This is a genomic window from Fluviispira multicolorata (assembly GCF_009208585.1).
Taxonomy (GTDB): domain Bacteria; phylum Bdellovibrionota_B; class Oligoflexia; order Silvanigrellales; family Silvanigrellaceae; genus Silvanigrella; species Silvanigrella multicolorata.
Window position 1 is genome coordinate 533,217 of sequence record NZ_WFLN01000006.1, and the last position, 17,984, is coordinate 551,200.

Here is a 17,984-nt window from a genome sequence, read left to right on the forward strand (position 1 = left end):
AACTCGGCTCATTTTTAACCTTTAAAACGGAGTGACCCCATGATCTTAAATAAAAAACAGATATCATTGTTCTCTGTTCCTGTCATAGCAATTTCATTTTTATCATCTTGCGGAAAGACAAGTCATGAGAGTGCTAATCTTAAAAGTAATGGATTTTCAAAAGCAGAATTAGGGTTAGATTTAAACTCTGAAACAAATTCCGCTGCAAATAAAAGAAAGAAATTCTGTACTGATTTAGATAATGCTAAATTAAATCCGCTCGGTCAGTATCAATGGCATTTAAAAAACACTGGACAGAAGGCATTTGCTTCAGAAGCAGGTATAGCTGGCGAAGATATAAATGTTGCTGATGTACTAAAGAAACAATGTTTAAGCGGAAATGGAATTCGAGTTGCTGTTGTCGATTCGGGTATGGAAGTCGACCATCAATCATTAAGACCAAATATTGAGAATAAAGAGTTTAAAACTAAAACTTGGTCCATAAACTTCAGAGACAATAGATTGGCTTCAAATGATCCCTCACCCATTGCAGATGATGAAGTTGATCATGGCACAATGGTGGCAGGAATTATTGGAATGAGGAGTAATTTAGGCTTTGGAGGTTCAGGAGTTGCGCCACGCGTTAAGCTATCTGCCTACAACGTTATATCCGATGGGGCACAAAGTTTTGAAAACTTTATTGATGCATTGGGTGGATCGGATGCCTCAAAAGAAAATGATATTTTTAATATGAGCTATGGTTTTTCAAACGCAGAGCAAATGGAGGAAAGTCATCCTTTAATAGCCTCAGGAGCGGTTGCATTCCGTTATGGAGCACGTCAATTGCGTGATGGCAAAGGTGCACTATATGTTAAATCAGCTGGAAATGGTTTTCAAAAACTGAGTTATGATTTTAGAAAATGTTTAAAAGCTATTGAATTAAATATTTCTTGCCAAAATTCAAATATGAATCTTTTAAATGCTATGCCTGAAGTTATTGTTGCGGGTGCATTAAATGCTAAAGGAACAAAGTCAAGTTATTCAACTACGGGTGCATCTCTTTGGGTAAGTTCTCCGGGGGGAGAATATGGTGTGGATAAAGAATGGGTTGAAGATAACTATGCGCGCTTTTCAAGTCCAATAAATTGGAAACAATATAGAGCAACAATTGGAGAGCCTGCAATCATTACGACAGATTTCAGTGGAACGCGCTATGGTATGAGTAAAATGCATGATGCAAATAATTTAGAAGATATAATAAATATTAGAAATCAATTTAATGCTCTAGACACTGATGAAAATCTAGATGGTAATTATACAAATACCATGAATGGAACATCTTCTGCTGCTCCTGTGACTTCAGGAAGTTTAGCTCTCATTCTCGAAGCCAATCCTAATTTAACCTGGAGAGATGTTAAATATATTCTAGCTAAAACTTCAACAAAAGTGGATCCAAATTTGCAAGGGACAAAAGTTGAATTAGTGAAAGGAGAGGTAAACTCTGCTTATCAGGTGGAGCAAGGTTGGGTCGCAAATGCAGCTGGTTTTTCATACTCTAACTGGTATGGATTCGGGCGAGTGAATGTTGGCGAAGCTGTAAAATTAGCTAAAAATTATGATGCTTCTTTAGGAAATTATCGTGAATGGAGTTCCCAATATTACGCAGCAAAAATTGCAGTTCCAAAAGCAGATCCAAAAGGAGTTGATGCAAAAATAAATATTCCAAATAGGGATGGTTTAAATATTGAATCGATTCAGATTCAAGTCTCTGCTGAAAGTACAAACTTAGGAGATCTTGGTCTTGAAATCACATCTCCAAGTGGAACAAAAAGTATAATATGGAATGTCGGAAATGGATTTGCATATAGCAAAAAAATTAAAAATATGACAATGCAAAGTAATGCTTTCTATGGTGAAAAGAGTGAGGGTGTTTGGACTTTAAAAGTCATAAATGCAGGTTTTTACAATTCAAGTACGACATTTAATGGTTGGAAAATTATGGTCACTGGGCATAAATAAGCCTCAGTGATTTTATAAAAATTATTTTTCTAGGAGTAAAAGAATTTATGAAAATAAAACAAATCTTTCCACTAGTATGTCTCCTCTCCTCTTCGTTACTGTGTGTGCAAGGAGGATATGCCATCGATAAAAACTTAATAAAAGATAATAAGTCTGAAGTCAGTGATGAGTCATATACTACAGAAGCACAACAAAAAGAAGTTTTAAAGAAATATAAAGAAGGAGAAACCTTTAAACAAGGTAATTCTGAATATACCATATATCCAGAATTAACCCTTTCTTTTAATAAAAAAGAATCAGCTCAAGACGCTAAAAAAGTAGTTAAAACAGCAAGTTTTTCAATTTTTGAAGCAAAATCAGAACCATTATCTGATGATAAATCATTACAAACAAAAAAGAAGTCTGCTGTAGTCTATAATAAAACAACAGGAAAGTTTGGTGCATTTAATGGAAAAATGATTGTGCAATTAAAAGAAGGTAAAACTTTTTCAGACACAAGCTTTAAAATTTCAAAAAGTTTTCCACATTTAGGATATATAGTCATAGAAATGCTAGACAACATGACTATAAATGAAAGTATTTCTAAACTCAAATCAAACAGCAGTGTCGCAAATGTTACAGTTGAGGTTGTGGAACATTTACAAGAACCTCTTTAACTAATAGATATACATTTATTTTTTTTTATGGCGTATATTTTTTTGTAAATATGCGCCTTTATTTTTCTTTGATTTATTTATAATAATATTAAAATTTTACAAAATAAACAAAAAATAAATAAAATAAAAAATTGATTATTTATTTTATTGTTTTATAAATAAGCTGTATTTAGATTTGTATTATTATAATAAAAAAAACTAATTACAACTATTCAACTAAAGCCGACAAAATATTCAATAAATATTCGCCCCGAATCATGCTCAAAAAATAATTCGGCGGTTTGATGGAAAAATAATTTTATTTAAAAGGAATAAATCAATGAAAAATAACTCAGTTATAAAAGTATTTTTAACTTCTTCCATTGCCGCATTTGTTGCCACTGCATGTGGAAGTGATAAAGTTAAGGATAAAGATAAGATCTTTAAGGTTTCGCTAACGAGTAATTTGGCATCTATTGCTCCGGAGCAATTTATTATTAAAGGTATTTATAAAAGTTGTTATGGAAAAACAGATAATTCTGAATGGAACTTGTCCCTCGATGTGGCACAGTCTGATGCTTTCGTAAGAAAAGGTGATAAGAAATGTATCTTGCAAATAAAAGAAATAAGTGCGGGCGCTGAAGTTTATACATATACAAAGGTTGATACTAATTACCTATCATTGAATGAAGATTCATATAAGAAATTTATAAACCTTAAAGATTCATCTAGATATATATTTGTGAAAGCAAAAATCAATACTTTAGACTATTCTGAGTTGCCTATTATAAATGTCCTTTTTAGTAATTTTCTTAACTCAAATTTAGTTAAGACTTCGTTTGGAAAGCTTGAGTTTTATGATGTTACTTTAAGTTTTGGGCATACAGAAAGTGCAAAATTCTCAGTTGATGAAAGTGAATTCAAACCTGAAGTTGATGATCAGGGTAATCGCCATTTTTTAGGAAGTTTACATTTTAAAAATACTGCTGACGCTCAGAAAAAAGCTTCAATGTATTTTGTTGTTGAAGAAAGTGATGGTCTTGATTTATCCGATATAAATGTGCTAAACAGATATGTTGAAGTTCATAAGGATAATCCCAATATAATTTTCCCAATTACGTCTGATAATGGTGATTTCACTTTAAATGCAAGTGTATTCAATAGGCAAGGTGGAGGCACCGCAATCTTAAAAGGTGTGCCTTTTAAGACTCATATCGTTATTGTAAGAACGGAGCAAATATTTGGAAAAAGTGAAAACAGCTTTTCGATTATTGATTTCACTGCAACAAGAGATTGGGATTAAGTATTAAATAGAGGATTTATTTTTTCCAGAATTGCTCACGCATTTTCTTTCTTTGTAGAGCAGACTCAAAGCGTTCTTGATCTTTATTTGTCGTTATATCTACTTTAGCGATTTCAACGGGTCTTGAGTTTTCATCAACAGCAACCATTGTAAAGTAACTAGAGAGCACATGATTGCGGATGCGTGTTCTTGTATTTTCAGAAACAACTTTAATACCAATTTCCATTGAAGATTTTCCAGTGTAATTAACATTTGCTAAAAAAGTAACAAGCTCTCCAACGTGTATAGGATGTCTAAAGAAAACTTGATCTGCTGATAAAGTAACAACGTAATGCCCAGAAAAACGTGATGCACAAACATAAGCAACTTGATCAAGTAATCTCATTATGGCTCCACCGTGAACTTTTCCAGAAAAATTCACCATATCTGGAGTCATAAGTACTGTCATTTCGATAGATTTATCATGAACAATTACTTTTTTCATTTTTTACGCCTTATTATAAATGATTTATATTTATTTTATAACTTTGTTAAGTTCCTTGCAAGCTGCTAATAAATATGTCATTATTTAAGCATAAAGCCTGTAATTTTTGCGTGGTAATTTTTTTCTCATGAATAGATTTTAAAAATAAGGATGGAATTTCTTGAAAATCAAAGAGTTCAGAGAAATAATGCGCGTGGACTCCCGGAAAAAATATAAGCTCTTCATCTTTACTTTTTGCTAAAATTTTATTTAAAAGTATGACTATAAAATTAATTTCTTTGTAATATATCGAGTGGATAACATTTTGAAAATCATCGCCTTTATTAATAAAGCAAACGGAATACAAACGTGTTTCAAAGTTTAATAGATACATCTGCATATTTTTAATTTTTAAGATGTCAGAAAATTCTATGTAGGAAAGAATTGACTCACCCTTTGGTGAATAAAATACAATAAATTGCCAAATTTTAATTTTTTCAGCTTCACTCAGCGCACTTAAATTATTAAAGTAAAAAAAATCGGTATTTTTTAAATCTATTTTATTTATAGCTTTAAGATACTCAATATTTAATCTTTTTAAATTTTTTAAATAAATTGGATTTGTAACTTTTGAGTGCAATTGCGTTAAATATGTTTTCCCTGCTGGAAGGTAATTTAGTTCAGTATAAAGAGGATTTATATCACTAAAAAGAAATAAAAAATCAACTAAGTTTTCTCTAGCTTTATTTTCGGCTTGCAACAAAACCCTCTTTGCAAAACCTTTTTTTCTGAAGTGAGGATGAGTGCAAACGCTTCCAATACAATAAGAATTCAATACAATATTCTGTAACTGAAAGCGAATTGGGTAGAGAGTGCAAAACGACACAGCCTGACCATTGTGTCTAAATAAAAAAAAATATTCTTTATTCTCTTTTTTAAATACTTGTGGAAAATTATTTAAATAGTCAGAGCTTTCAAAACATAAATTTGTTAAATATTGTAACTCTTGGAAGGAGAAATCTTTGTCTCGGACGATTTCTGGGAAAACATCCGAATTTTGCATTTAAGCTTTCCTTTCCGCTAAATGACCAATTTTCTCTCCCATTTGAACGAGCGTTTCAATGCCTTGTTGTGAGGCTTTTACAATGTCATCATCGAATTCCATAATATCATTTTCAAAAAAGAAAATGCAGGTGCTTCCGCCAAATTTAAAGTATCCTTTTTCATCTCCTTTTTCGACTTGCACTGCGGGTCGATAAGTTTGCACAATTGTTCCAACAAAAAGAGCACCTACCTCTATTAAAAGAACTTTTCCAAACTGATCGGAATCGAGTTCACAAAGTGTTCTTTTATTCATACAATAAACAGGGATTTGTTGTTCAAGTGCATAGGGATTTACAGAATGAAGTAGACCAGGGACAGTTTTAGTAATTCCTGCTTTTCCAGATACTGGAAAGTGAAAGCGATGATAATCTGAAGGGCATAATCTGAGAATAGCGCAAGCCCCATTTTTGTAACGTTCTGATAAGCTCTCATTTCCCTGAAAAAGATCAATGAGTTTAATAGGAGCCCATTTTACATTGCTAATTGTAGCATCTGTGATATTTGGAAAAACAAGCAATCTACCATCACCAGGAGAGATAATACTATTTGTTAAGCGATTAATAGGTCTTGCTCTTGAATGTAATTTTCTTGCAAAGAAGTCATTAAATGAGTGATATTCTGAAATATCTTTTTCTGACTCAGTAACATCTATACCCATTGAATTAACAAATTCTTCTATTTTATGTTTACTTGCACCTGAATCATTGTAAGCACCATAAATATTACTTATCCATTTATTTGTTAAAAATTTAGAGGTAAATGCAGCTCCAGCAGGGCTTCCATAAAAAATTTTCATGGCATCTTCGCCATATATTTTTTCTATAAACTTCTCTCCACTCTTTCTTTTTATGACATTAATTTGTTTAGAGGCACTTCCTAAAATAGATTTTAACATTTTTTTGCTTCCCTGATCGATAGCACTTAAGTTTTTGCCAGTCTTTTGCCCACGAGTTTTATTCTTGAGCAACTGCTAGCAATCTTTCTATGATTTTTCCACCATGAACTCCACTTTCTGGTCCCATTTTTATGAGATGGTGTGCGTGCTCTTCAAAGAGTTCATGATGCTCTACAACGACAAATGTATGCCCTTCGCTACAAAGACGCAATAAAGTTTCAAGAAGGTTTCCAATGTCAAAATCTGAGAGACCTCGAGTCGGTTCATCCAAAATACAAAAGATTTTTTTGGAAGACTTTGAAAGTGCAGCACAAATACGTAGACGTTGCGCTTCTCCACCCGACATTGAGGTTGTGGGCAAGCCCAGTGGGATATGTCCAAGTCCAAGTTGATTGCATAATAGCAGCGCTTTTGAGAAGCCGGATTGTTTTCCCAGAGTTTTTAAGCATTCAGCCATACTGGTTGAAAGCCATTCGTGAATACTTTTTTGGTTCCATTTTATTTCGAGAATATCGCTTCTATAACGACTTCCATTGCAGTCAGGACATATTTTTTCGACGGAACCCAAAAAGAATAGGTCATCTTCGATTGTTCCTTTGCCATTGCAGTTTTCGCATCCCCCTACTCCATTGAAAGAGAAATCTGAAATATTAAAACCCAGCGCTTTGGCTTCACGTGTGGCCGCAAAATTTTTTCTTAATAAATCCATGAGTCCTAAAATTGTTGCAGGAACGCTTGAGATTGTTCTGTGTAGCGCTTTTTGTTCTACACTTATAATGTCATTATTCTCAAAGAAATTTTTTGGTAAAATAAAATGCTGCCAAATGCCGATTTTTGCATCTGAATCATATTCTGAATTTTCTGAAATATTAGTTTCTTTATATTTATCAAGAGCTGCTTCTAGGCCAAAGCGAATTAAAGTGGATTTTCCTGCTCCACTTGGGCCAATGATGATATTGAGTTTTTTTAAAATGAATTCTATATCTATTTCTCTACAATTCATTGCAGAGAATCCCTTTAGAATAATAGAATTTTCTTTTTGATATGAGTTTAATGGAAAAATATTTTTTTTAGTTAAATTAAGATTTAATTTTGAAAATTTGGTTTGAAAGCAATTTGGTTTTTTATCTATTACCTTTAAAAGTTTTCCACCATTTTCTCCACCGCCAGGTCCAAGTTCAAGTATTTCATCTGCACTTGAAATAAGTGTTTTATCATGTTCTACCATAAGCACTGTGTTACCTAAATCTCTTAATTCCTCAATACATTTTATTAATGATGGAATTTCTTTTTTACCAAGCCCAATACTCGGTTCATCTAAAACATAAAGAGCATCAGTTAGGCCATTGCCAATAACTCGTGTCAGTAAAACTCTTTGATACTCACCTCCAGATAAAGTTTTGCAGCGGCGGAAAAGTTGTGCAGAGCCAAGGCCTAGTTTTTCTAAAAGTGATATTTTTTTAAATGCTTCATCATAAATTTCTGGAATAGCATTGAGTTTTTTTTCATATTTTTTTTCTAATTTTATTTTTTCCAGCCAACGAAGAGCGCTCGATATTTCTTTTTGAAATAATTCACTGTATGAAACACCAAAACAAATTGCATTTAGGCCTGCTTTACCCACACGAGCGCCATTACAATTAGTACATATTTCATATTTTCTGTATTTTGCGAGAAGTATTCTTGAAGTGCTTTTATAACGCTCTTGTTCGAGTATATCAAAAAAATTTTTGAGTGTGACATATTCTGTGTCACTGGATTTTTTATTTGAAGAGTCGCCATACCATATAAAGTTTTTAACATCTTTTGATAGATTAGAATATGATCCTTGGATTTTAATATTTCTTTTTTTGCAAGTCCGAATTAATTCTTCTTTCATCCATAAAAATGTATCAGAGTTCCAAGGTTTAATAGCTCCTTCAGCAATAGATAAATTTGGATTTGGTATTATTTTCTGAGGATCGAGAATGGGGACATTTCCTAAACCATTGCATGTCTGACAAGCTCCTAAAATTGACTGCCAGTCAAGATCATTGGTTTGAATAATTGAGGTTTGTTGATGACATGAGGAACAAAAAGGTTGAACGTGGAAAACCTGATTATCATTTGTAATTTCTTTATTTGAATTTAATTTCACTAAATTTAAATAAGAAAAGCGAGGAGAAAATTTTACCTGCGACCAGATTGTTTCAATTCTATTGGATATTTCTTCAGTGCTTAATTGCCAATTTATGCGATCAAGAATGATTTCCATAGATATATTTTTTAAACTATTTTCTTTAATAAAATCTTCAAAATCAATAATTTTATTTTCTATAATTCCACGTGTATAACCTTCAAAAATGAGATCATCTAGATTTTTCTTAGAATCAATGGTGTATGGAACTGAAATAATATAGTTTAATTTGTTTTCTTTACTATTCTCATTAGTTAATAATTCTATCAATTGATTTGAAGTATCAACATTTACGGGAGAGCCGCAGTTTGTGCAGGAAGGATCCATTAAAGATATAAATAGTGTGCGTAGAGGCGTTGCAATATCAGCAGCCGAAGCAATAACACTGCGTGGATCTCCTGTTTTATTATTTTGTTTTAAAGACACCGCAGCTGGTATATTATCAATTTCATCAAAATCACCTTGAGGAAGGCCTTGCAAAAACTGTCTTTCATAAGTTCCTAAGGTCTCAAGAAATCTTCTTTGTGATTCAGAATAAATTGTATCAAATGCCAAGCTGCTTTTACCACTTCCTGAAACACCTGTAATTGCAATCCATTTTTTTAATGGAATGTTAAGATGAATATTTTTTAAATTGTGGGTTTTAACGCCTTTGCAAATTAAATATTCAGAAGTTGATGTCATAATTTCTTCTTTTCCAATTAATATGGATTTCTGTTAAATTAACTATTCAAATTTTCAAGCTCTGCATCTGCGTGAAATTTATTTTCTCGGATTGTTAAAAAATGCGTGATCCATTCATCATTTAAGTTTAAAAGCTGTTCTTTTGTACCAATTCCAATTATTTTTCCGTCTTTTAATATAGCAACTTTTTTTGCAAAGCGGAATGCAACATCGATATTTGAAGTCACGCAAACCATAGTTGTGCCAATTTTAAAACCAATTCGATGAATTATGTCGATAACAATTGTTGTTGTAACAGGATCAAGACCTGCCGTGGGTTCATCAAGCAGTGCGAGTTCGGGATTCGTTACAAGCGCACGAATAAAACCGACTCTTCTACGCATACCACCAGAAAGTTCACTTGGAAGTTTGTCTGCAGCGTGATTCAAATTGACTTGCGATAAAAAACTTAAAACTCTTTCTTCTCGCTCATTTTTTGTAAAAGTGGTCATATTTTCCATAGCAAAATTAATATTTTCGCGGACGGTCATAAAGTCAAACAAAGCGCCTTGCTGAAAGGCGATCCCCACTTTTTTTAAAATTTCCGATCTGTCTTTGTGTGCTAGACCTTGTAAATTCTTGTCAAGGACATGAATTGTTCCTGATTGCGGTACAATGATTCCTAATATAATCTTAAGAAGTGTGCTTTTTCCAGAGCCACCCGGTCCTAGAATAGTTAAAGATTCGCCTTTAAATATATCAAGATTTAAGTTTTGGAGTATAGGTTTATTCTTAATAAAAGAGACATTTATGTCATTCAGTGTTACAATTTTGGATGATTGCACTCAGCCTCCTTAACTTATGACTGGCAGTTCTTTATATTAGGTTATTATTGTTTGATTTGCAATTATTTCAGATAGTGCTTAGTAATATAAGCTTGAATGTCATAATTTATTTAATGAGTGAGCCTAGTGAATATAATGAATATTAATTTTAAAAGATCCTTTTTAATTATCTTATCTTTAGTTAACATTTATGTATTTTTTGCGAGAGAAGCTTTTTCCGAAGAGGCTCAAGAAAAAAAATCTATCGTTACTTTAGATAATGATGAAAAGATGATGAGTAATATAAAATCTAGAATTTCGGCATGTGTAGAGTTAGATAATAAAATTCTTTCATACGTTGATAAAATATATTTTTTGAAAGATTGTAAACTTAGACTAATTAAGGGTTCAGAAATAGTTAATAAACTTATTCAAATTAGAAAGAAAAAAATTATTAATTTAACAAGTGAAGTCTATTCTCTTATTCCAATTGGCGAAAATTATGGGAATGATGAATATTATAATGAATTTGAAAAGCGCAATGCGTTAAGTTTAAGAGAACTATGTAATTTATATGAAAAAGGAATATTGACTTCAGATAATATAAATTATTTTTTTATTGAAAACTGTAAAAGAAGACCATTTGAAAAATACAGTGATGTCCTTTTATTTAATGGTAAAAGCCGCCCTATTTATTCACTTCAACCACAAACAATTGAAATATTTCCCCTTGGTAGACCTGTTTTGATTGAAAAAAATAATCTTGATATAGTTGAAAGCGAAGGAAAACTAAAAAAACATTTGCCATCAGCACAAAAATTATGTGGCTCTCTTAATCGTAAAGTTGTTACCTTTCATGATAGTTATTACTTTATTGAAGATTGTCATCTGTTTAAAATTAAAAATTTGACTTTAGAAATCCAAAAAAAGGCAGATAATTTAGGTGGAATACAAGAGCTGACAGTTGTACAAAAACTTGGTATACCTGAAGGTGAAGAAATTCGAAGTGATGAAGTTCTTAAAAAAATCAGATAATTAAAAAATTAATTAATTGTTCTCTGGTAATAATTTTAGAATCACTCCTCTCATTAAATTTTTCTGAGGCCAAGATTTTACGGGTTGCATACCCGATTGAAGCCAATCATTACCATATCCAAGAGTCACAACTTGCTCTGGATTTAAATTAAATCTTCTAACTAAATAATTTCCTACTGCTTGAGCTCTCATCAGTGACTCTAAACGCAGTTGCTCTTTATCTCCAGAAGTTAGATAAAATCCATCGATTTCTAGGCGGCCATTAAGATTTTTAAAATAAGAGAATTTATCATCAAGATACTCTTGCCCCTCTGGAGTTAGATCAAAAGAGTAATTTCCATTCCCTAAGTTAGTAAAGATATTTTCGTAAGCAATCTCAAATTTTGGACTGATTAAAATTTTTCTTGATATTATTTTTTCGACTGGAAAGACAACATCTCCTGCCATTGGCCGCCAATAAAGATTTCCCATTTCAATAAATTTGCGCGGATATTTTCCTGCTGGATATTGAGTTATATCGATTCCTTTTATTATAGCTTCAACTGTATTTCCATTAATACTCTCGACATTTCCTCTTCCTAAAAAAACCCATCTTCCAGGTGGAAGGCAACGAGCAATTTGGACTTCTCCGCCAACAGTGGGCATTTGATAATATGCAATTTTTTTATTGGAATATAGATCCCAACTAACTAGAAATTCATTTTTAATATTTGAGCGTTCAGAGTAAGTTAACTTAATTGATTGAGTGGCAAGTCCTGTGGGAGTGCACTCTTCAATTGGATAAGAAGTCTGAAAAAAATAGCTGATTAAAGAAATTGCTGTACATGAATATGATATAGAAATATTGAGTAAAATGAAACTTGCTAGTTTTGAAAGTTTTATGATTATTTTAAAAATCATTTTAAGCTTCATATTTATTCCATTGCTTCATTTAGAGCTTGATCCCTTGCCATCTTTTCGGCAACCTGCGCTTGAGGCAGTGGGCAAATTTTATAATTTGTCAATTCCATGAGTCATATAAGGAAGATTTTTGCTGATGAGAAAAGTTGGAACTATCATAGATAATTTGAGAAAAGGTGAAAAAGCTCCTGATAGACATGAAAACCCATATTTAAAAGAGGCTATTGGATTATCAGAATACCTCTTAACTCAAGCAGAGTTGGGCGAAAAATACTCTTCACTCTTTACAGATATGACAAAGCCCATAGTAGTTGAAATTGGTTGTTATATGGGTAAAACAGTACTTGAACTTGTTGAAAATAATAAAGATAAAAATATATTAGGACTTGATATCACCTACAAGCGCGTTGTGAAAGCTGCCCGTAAATTAAAAAGAAATCATTTAGATAATGGGCGCATTGCAATTTGTGATGGTATGGCTTTTCTGAGAGATATTGTTCCAGACAATTCTTTACTTGGCGTTTGTGTCTTTTTTCCAGATCCTTGGCCTAAAGAAAGGCATGAAAAAAATAGACTTTTAAAGGCAGATTTCATCGAAATTTTATTTTCTAAATTGTCACCTCAAGGTTTTTTTTGGTTTAAAACAGATCATGAGCAGTATTTTTTGGAAACTCAGAAAAAAGTCTTACATTCTGGCTTTATAAGCGATGATGAAAAAGATTTTACTCCGCGTTCAAAACCTCAAAATATTCAGGGTGATTCTTACGAAACAGCATTTCAAAAACTCTTTACTATGAAGGGAGTGCCTTTCTACCAAAGAGTTTTTATTAAGCCATAGAAAGTAATGTTATGCTTCATAGATTAACGGATGGACTTTCAAATTCGAAAATAGCTCAACGAGCAGCTTTGGTAGCAGCAATTTGTGCTGCTTTTTTAGCAGTTGGTAAACTTACACTCTTTTTTATGACAGGCTCATTGATAGTTGCGTTATCTGCTTGGGATAGCACTATGGATATGATCGTCAGTCTCGTAAATCGAAAAATTGTTAAGTTCGCACGTCTTGATGCAGATCATAATCATCCCTATGGGCATGGACGCGCAGAAAGCATCGCTGCCCTTGGTCAGGGAAGCCTGATTATTGGTGGAGGAATTGCGATCGCTGTCTCAAGCGTTCGACAAATATATGATGTGTTAAATGGACAAACTGTTTTAATAAATCATTCAGATTGGAAGCAAATTGTCTTTTTTATATTTGCAGCTTTTGTGAGCCTTTTTGTAACAAAATGGTTAAAAGTAAATGGCTTAAAATTAAATAGCCCAGCTTTAATAGCAGATGCGGAACATTATAAAGTTGACTTTGTGACAAATATTTCATCAACTTTAGCCCTTTTTTTAGTTGCAATAACGGGATATACAATTTTAGATCCTATTTTAGCATTGTTATTTTCTGGTTATATTATTTATGGTTCTTTGGGGTTAGTAAAAACAAGTATAAATGAACTTATGGATCATGATATACCTGATGATATAAAATTAATCGCAATAGAAATTGTTAAAAAAACCGACGAAAGAATTTTAGATATCCATAGATTTAGAGCAAGAAAAAGTGGTCATAAATACTTTTTTGATTTTCATGTTACATTACCAGAATCACTTTTATTTAATGAAGTTCACTATATTATAGATAAAATTGAACATGTATTATCATCTGAATTTGAAGGTGATGTTATTGTCCATGCAGATCCAAGTAGCGTAAGTCCAGACTGATGATATTAAGAGAAGATATAATTGAGTTATTAAAAAAATATGATGCATATGCAACAGGTGTTTTTTCATTTGAAGATAAAAAATATGTAAATGTTTTTGATAAAGATTTTAAAGCTTTTGAACAGTGGTTGAATGATAAAGCGCATGCTGGAATGAAATTTTTAGAGAGTAATATTGATGTGCGTAAGGATCCTTCTTTTATTCTGCCAAACTCAAAAACGGCACTTGTCTTTTTATTTCCTTATTCAATGGGACACAGAGTAAGAAATAAAAGAGTAGTTTCTTTTGAAATAAAAGCAAAAAAAAATTCATTAATTGGTAATAAATTAATTTCTAGATATGTTTATGGGAAAGATTATCACAAAATTTTAAAAAATAATTTAGTACTCATTGGTCAAGCTCTTCAAAAACATTTGAATAAAAAATTTACGTTTAGACCTGTCATTGATTCAATTCCTTTTTTTGATAGAGCGCATGCTAGAGAAGCTCATATTGGGTTTATAGGTAAAAACACAATGTTAATTCGACCTGGTATGGGTTCTTTTTTCTTTATCGCAACTCTTTTGTTGGATTTGTCACACAGTGAAATTATCGAACATTTTGATACTCCAAAAATAAATCCTATTGCAAGCTTAGATTGTGGTGACTGCACCAAATGTTTAGATTCATGTCCCACAAATGCACTCATAAAACCGTATTATTTGGATGCAAATAAATGTTTATCTTACTTAACTATTGAGCATCGAGATATTGTCCCCAAAGAATATATTTCACATTTTTCTAAAACGATTTATGGCTGTGATATTTGTCAAGAAGTGTGTCCTTATAATTTAGTCACTTCTGATTTTAATATTTTAAAAGGATTTGCAGAATATAATAGCTCTTTTTTATCAATAAGTATCAAAGATATCGCTTTAATGACTCCACTTGAGTATGAAAAATGGTTTGGTGGAACCGCTGCTACACGTGCAAAGTACCAAGGTCTTATTCGTAATGCTTTGTATCATTTATATTCAAATCAAGATGAAGATTTGCATAATATATTACAAAAACTTGAAAACTCTGAATTCAAACTTATTTCTAATACCGTTAAGCAGATCCAGAATTTTTAAAACTGCTATTCTTTTCAAAATTTTTAAAATATGTATTCTGTCAAAGGCAAGCAGGACAATTTAATAAACTTGATCCCTCTTGAAGATTAATTATATGTATCACTAAGGAATATAAAATGCTTCAAAAAGGCATGTTAAAAAAACTTACTCTGTCTGCATTAGCTACAGCTTTAATAACATCATGTCAAAGCTTAAAACCATTGCCGGCTGGAATTCAATTTGGCTATGAGGCTGTGAACCCTGCTTCTATTATCGCAATTCCAACTTTCGTTCTTCCTGATCCTTCAAAAACATCATCTATTGATCCCTCAATCATAGCTTCTGAAAATATTATAAATCTTTTGCAAAAAAAAGTGATTGACTCCTTTGATGGGCAACCCAATATCAATGGTTATCCATTCGATGTGGTAAATAAAGCTCTTGAAAAAGGCAAATCAAATATTTTGGAAAACTTAAAAGGAACCATGAATAATGTTGCAAAAAGATTTTCTTCACGCGATTCAACTGTCCGCTCACTCATAACCTCTTCTTGTTTATCAAGAAAAAATTTCGTAGAGTTTTATTCTTATTGTCTTGCGGGTGAACCCAAATGGATTGAAAATTTAAACTCATTAACTGCTCGAGTTATGAATGCAGACACCGCATTAATAGTTGTAATAACTCAGATTGAATCAAACTTTGATGATAATATTTATTCGATAACGGGCGGGTTTTCTATATTGTTAGTTGATACGAATAATGGAAAACTTATTTGGGGAAAAGATGGGAGCGCAACTTTAATCAACCCAGTAGAAAAAAAATATTTTCCAAACTGGACTGAACTTATAAATACTGTTTTTTCAAATAATTTTTGGGAAGATTTTCCTGGCAGAATCATCAATAAAAAAGTGAAGTCAAAATAAGAAATAATTAATTTGATCGCAAGTAAAGGAAGAATTAAATGTCAGCTTCTAATAAAGATCCGAAAAGGAAAAAAGAATTTGTGACAGCTTCTCGCTCTGTGGTTGAAGAACTTTATTATCCCGAGGATTATCAAAGGAACAAAGAATTTTTAAATAAAATAAATTTTCCTGGCACGTATCCATATACTCGTGGGGTTCATTCAGGAATGTATCGTAATAGTTTATGGACTATGCGTCAGTATGCAGGGTTTGCAAGCGCAGAAGAAAGTAACAAAAGATATAAATATTTATTAGAGCAAGGTCAAACAGGTTTAAGTGTAGCATTCGATCTTCCAACTCAAATTGGTTATGATTCCGATAGTGAAGAAGCAGCAGGCGAAGTTGGTAAAGTTGGCGTTGCAATTGATACTTTGGCTGATATGGAAATTTTATTTGATGGAATTCCTCTTGATAAAATATCAACTTCAATGACTATAAATTCTTCGGCGTCTGTTTTATTGGCATTGTATATTGCAGTTGCTGAAAAGCAAGGAGTAAGTACCAACAAATTAAGAGGAACAATTCAGAACGATATATTAAAAGAATATATTGCAAGAGGAACTTATATCTTTCCCCCTAAACAATCTATGAGAATAATTACCGATATCTTTGCATTTTGTAAGGAACATGTTCCTTTATGGAATACAATTTCTATTAGTGGTTATCATATACGCGAAGCGGGTAGCACTGCCTCAGAAGAAGTGGGTTTTACTCTTGCAAATGGTATTGCTTATGTTGAAGCGGCAATAAAAGTGGGTTTGCATGTGGATGAATTTGCTCCCCGCTTGTCATTCTTTTTTAATGGTTTTACCGATCTCTTAGAGGAAGTTGGTAAATTTAGAGCTGCAAGAAGAGTTTGGGCAAAAATTATGAAAGAGCGTTTTGGCGCTAAAAATCCAAAGAGTCTTATGCTGCGCTTTCACACCCAAACTGCCGGTTCGACTTTAACAGCACAGCAGCCTGAGAATAATATTGTTCGTGTGGCAATTCAGGCACTTGCCGCTGTTTTAGGAGGAACACAGAGCTTACATACAAATTCAAAGGACGAAGCTCTTGCTTTGCCAACAGAAGAATCAGCCCGCATTGCTCTCCGCACTCAACAAATTATAGCTTACGAAAGCGGTGTAACTGAGACAGTTGATCCTCTTGCGGGGAGTTATTATGTCGAAGCTATAACTGATCGAATTGAAGTTGAAGTTAATGAAATTATTTCAAAAATTGATTCATTGGGAGGAATGGTAAAAGCAATTGAGCAGGGTTTTGTACAGGCTTCAATTCAAAAATCAGCTTATCAATATCAACAAGATATAGAGACTCATGAAAGAGTTATTGTGGGTGTTAATAAGTTTATTGTTGAAGAAAAGCGTCCTGAAGGTTTATTAAAAATTGATGACTCAGTTGAAAAAATTCAGATTCAGAGCTTAAAAAAAGTGAAAAATAAGCGTAATAATTCCGCTGTTCAAAACTCGCTCAAAAAACTGAAAGAAGCGGCGCAAGGAACGGATAATTTAATGCCACACATTTTAAATGCCGTGCGTGTGTATGCGAGCATTGGCGAAATTTGCAATATATTGCGAGATGTTTATGGCGAATATAAAGAAAGTGTTATTTTATGAGCGATACTGTTTCTCAATTAAAGGAAGATAGAAAATCTTTTTCAGTAATTAAAATAAATTATGAAAATAAAAAAAATATAGAGCGTCCAACTTGGGATGATTATTTTTTAGGAATTGCGGAAGCAGTTTCTAAAAGAAGTCATGATGGAGAAACACAAGTGGGCGTTGTTGTTATTGATGAAAATAAAAGAATTTTAGCGACAGGTTATAATGGCTTTCCTCCTGGTTGTGATGATAAAAAACTACCTAATCTACGTCCTGATAAATATCCTTTTATGGTGCACGCAGAAATAAATGCTATAGCTGCATCGAGGCAAGATCTACGCAACTCGGCTCTCTACTGTACTTATAGTCCGTGCAGGGACTGCGCAAAAGCCATAATCACAGCAGGTATAAAAAGAGTGGTCTTTAAGAATGCTTACAAAAACGAAGATTATGAATTTGTTATGGATTTTATGCGTTCCTGCGGTCTTGAAGTTCGCCAAGTAAAATAATAACTCTTTATAAAATCATTTGCACTCTTACTTAATTTCATATAGATAATCTTTCGTT

At 32.5% G+C, this 17,984-nt stretch carries 16 protein-coding genes; 10 read left to right on the forward strand and 6 right to left on the reverse strand.

What is annotated here, in order from left to right; genetic code table 11:
• Window positions 1-39: 39 nt before the first annotated feature.
• The 3 genes from GCL57_RS08785 to GCL57_RS08795 all read left to right on the forward strand — a co-directional run bounded on the left by GCL57_RS08785 (window position 40) and on the right by GCL57_RS08795 (window position 3,936).
• Window positions 40-1,998, forward strand: a complete 1,959-nt coding sequence (locus tag GCL57_RS08785) for a S8 family serine peptidase (protein WP_152212977.1) — start codon at window positions 40-42, stop codon at window positions 1,996-1,998.
• A 47-nt stretch (window positions 1,999-2,045) separates the two neighbouring features.
• Window positions 2,046-2,654 carry a hypothetical protein gene (locus tag GCL57_RS08790; protein WP_152212978.1) on the forward strand — a complete coding sequence of 203 codons (609 nt, stop codon included), beginning with the start codon at window positions 2,046-2,048 and terminating at the stop codon, window positions 2,652-2,654.
• A gap of 319 nt (window positions 2,655-2,973) precedes the next feature.
• Entirely contained in the window at window positions 2,974-3,936 is a 963-nt protein-coding gene (locus GCL57_RS08795; protein ID WP_152212979.1) for a hypothetical protein, read from the forward strand.
• Window positions 3,937-3,952: 16 nt separating this feature from the next.
• Here the strand turns inward: GCL57_RS08795 and GCL57_RS08800 are convergent, their stop codons facing one another.
• The 5 genes from GCL57_RS08800 to GCL57_RS08820 are packed head-to-tail and all read right to left on the reverse strand — an operon-like array spanning window position 3,953 to window position 10,082.
• Complete coding sequence (locus GCL57_RS08800) at window positions 3,953-4,420, reverse strand: acyl-CoA thioesterase (RefSeq protein ID WP_152212980.1); 468 nt, start codon at window positions 4,418-4,420, stop codon at window positions 3,953-3,955.
• Between the two features lie 46 nt (window positions 4,421-4,466).
• Window positions 4,467-5,462, reverse strand: a complete 996-nt coding sequence (locus GCL57_RS08805; protein ID WP_152212981.1) for a GNAT family N-acetyltransferase — start codon at window positions 5,460-5,462, stop codon at window positions 4,467-4,469.
• Window positions 5,463-6,398 (reverse strand): phosphatidylserine decarboxylase, encoded by a 936-nt coding sequence (locus tag GCL57_RS08810; RefSeq protein WP_152212982.1) that lies wholly within the window; start codon window positions 6,396-6,398, stop codon window positions 5,463-5,465.
• A gap of 58 nt (window positions 6,399-6,456) precedes the next feature.
• Entirely contained in the window at window positions 6,457-9,258 is a 2,802-nt protein-coding gene (locus GCL57_RS08815; RefSeq protein ID WP_152212983.1) for an excinuclease ABC subunit UvrA, read from the reverse strand.
• A gap of 38 nt (window positions 9,259-9,296) precedes the next feature.
• The gene (locus tag GCL57_RS08820) at window positions 9,297-10,082 is read right to left on the reverse strand and encodes an ABC transporter ATP-binding protein (RefSeq protein WP_152212984.1); all 786 of its coding nucleotides are present in this window, start codon (window positions 10,080-10,082) and stop codon (window positions 9,297-9,299) included.
• 135 nt (window positions 10,083-10,217) lie between these two features.
• On the opposite strand from GCL57_RS08820, the gene GCL57_RS08825 reads away from it, so the two are divergent.
• Window positions 10,218-11,096 carry a hypothetical protein gene (locus tag GCL57_RS08825; RefSeq protein WP_152212985.1) on the forward strand — a complete coding sequence of 293 codons (879 nt, stop codon included), beginning with the start codon at window positions 10,218-10,220 and terminating at the stop codon, window positions 11,094-11,096.
• 12 nt (window positions 11,097-11,108) lie between these two features.
• Here the strand turns inward: GCL57_RS08825 and GCL57_RS08830 are convergent, their stop codons facing one another.
• A complete protein-coding gene (locus GCL57_RS08830; protein ID WP_152212986.1) occupies window positions 11,109-12,008 on the reverse strand; it encodes an OmpA family protein in 900 nt (299 codons plus the stop codon).
• A 124-nt stretch (window positions 12,009-12,132) separates the two neighbouring features.
• On the opposite strand from GCL57_RS08830, the gene trmB reads away from it, so the two are divergent.
• From trmB to GCL57_RS08860, 6 genes are all read left to right on the forward strand, one after another.
• A complete protein-coding gene (gene trmB / locus GCL57_RS08835) occupies window positions 12,133-12,834 on the forward strand; it encodes a tRNA (guanosine(46)-N7)-methyltransferase TrmB (RefSeq protein WP_246164827.1) in 702 nt (233 codons plus the stop codon).
• Between the two features lie 11 nt (window positions 12,835-12,845).
• The gene (locus GCL57_RS08840; protein WP_152212988.1) at window positions 12,846-13,763 is read left to right on the forward strand and encodes a cation diffusion facilitator family transporter; all 918 of its coding nucleotides are present in this window, start codon (window positions 12,846-12,848) and stop codon (window positions 13,761-13,763) included.
• Complete coding sequence (gene queG / locus GCL57_RS08845) at window positions 13,763-14,875, forward strand: tRNA epoxyqueuosine(34) reductase QueG (protein WP_152212989.1); 1,113 nt, start codon at window positions 13,763-13,765, stop codon at window positions 14,873-14,875. The genes GCL57_RS08840 and queG overlap by 1 nt, the downstream gene beginning before the upstream one ends.
• Before the next feature lie 116 nt (window positions 14,876-14,991).
• On the forward strand, window positions 14,992-15,777 hold the full coding sequence (locus tag GCL57_RS08850) for a hypothetical protein (RefSeq protein ID WP_152212990.1): 786 nt from the start codon (window positions 14,992-14,994) through the stop codon (window positions 15,775-15,777).
• A gap of 38 nt (window positions 15,778-15,815) precedes the next feature.
• Window positions 15,816-17,432, forward strand: coding sequence for an acyl-CoA mutase large subunit family protein (locus tag GCL57_RS08855; RefSeq protein WP_152212991.1), 1,617 nt, complete (start codon window positions 15,816-15,818; stop codon window positions 17,430-17,432).
• Window positions 17,429-17,926, forward strand: a complete 498-nt coding sequence (locus tag GCL57_RS08860; protein ID WP_152212992.1) for a deoxycytidylate deaminase — start codon at window positions 17,429-17,431, stop codon at window positions 17,924-17,926. Before GCL57_RS08855 ends, GCL57_RS08860 begins: the two co-directional genes overlap by 4 nt.
• The last annotated feature ends 58 nt before the right edge of the window (window positions 17,927-17,984 follow it).

What these genes read in the sequence shown, in the direction of transcription:
- GCL57_RS08785 (WP_152212977.1), top strand. Translation starts at nt 40, where the DNA reads ATGATCTTAAATAAAAAACAGATATCATTGTTCTCTGTTCCTGTCATA.
- GCL57_RS08790 (WP_152212978.1), top strand. Translation starts at nt 2,046, where the DNA reads ATGAAAATAAAACAAATCTTTCCACTAGTATGTCTCCTCTCCTCTTCG.
- GCL57_RS08795 (WP_152212979.1), top strand. Translation starts at nt 2,974, where the DNA reads ATGAAAAATAACTCAGTTATAAAAGTATTTTTAACTTCTTCCATTGCC.
- GCL57_RS08800 (WP_152212980.1), bottom strand. Translation starts at nt 4,420, where the DNA reads ATGAAAAAAGTAATTGTTCATGATAAATCTATCGAAATGACAGTACTT.
- GCL57_RS08805 (WP_152212981.1), bottom strand. Translation starts at nt 5,462, where the DNA reads ATGCAAAATTCGGATGTTTTCCCAGAAATCGTCCGAGACAAAGATTTC.
- GCL57_RS08810 (WP_152212982.1), bottom strand. Translation starts at nt 6,398, where the DNA reads ATGTTAAAATCTATTTTAGGAAGTGCCTCTAAACAAATTAATGTCATA.
- GCL57_RS08815 (WP_152212983.1), bottom strand. Translation starts at nt 9,258, where the DNA reads ATGACATCAACTTCTGAATATTTAATTTGCAAAGGCGTTAAAACCCAC.
- GCL57_RS08825 (WP_152212985.1), top strand. Translation starts at nt 10,218, where the DNA reads ATGAATATTAATTTTAAAAGATCCTTTTTAATTATCTTATCTTTAGTT.
- GCL57_RS08830 (WP_152212986.1), bottom strand. Translation starts at nt 12,008, where the DNA reads ATGAAGCTTAAAATGATTTTTAAAATAATCATAAAACTTTCAAAACTA.
- trmB (WP_246164827.1), top strand. Translation starts at nt 12,133, where the DNA reads ATGAGAAAAGTTGGAACTATCATAGATAATTTGAGAAAAGGTGAAAAA.
- GCL57_RS08840 (WP_152212988.1), top strand. Translation starts at nt 12,846, where the DNA reads ATGCTTCATAGATTAACGGATGGACTTTCAAATTCGAAAATAGCTCAA.
- queG (WP_152212989.1), top strand. Translation starts at nt 13,763, where the DNA reads ATGATATTAAGAGAAGATATAATTGAGTTATTAAAAAAATATGATGCA.
- GCL57_RS08850 (WP_152212990.1), top strand. Translation starts at nt 14,992, where the DNA reads ATGCTTCAAAAAGGCATGTTAAAAAAACTTACTCTGTCTGCATTAGCT.
- GCL57_RS08855 (WP_152212991.1), top strand. Translation starts at nt 15,816, where the DNA reads ATGTCAGCTTCTAATAAAGATCCGAAAAGGAAAAAAGAATTTGTGACA.
- GCL57_RS08860 (WP_152212992.1), top strand. Translation starts at nt 17,429, where the DNA reads ATGAGCGATACTGTTTCTCAATTAAAGGAAGATAGAAAATCTTTTTCA.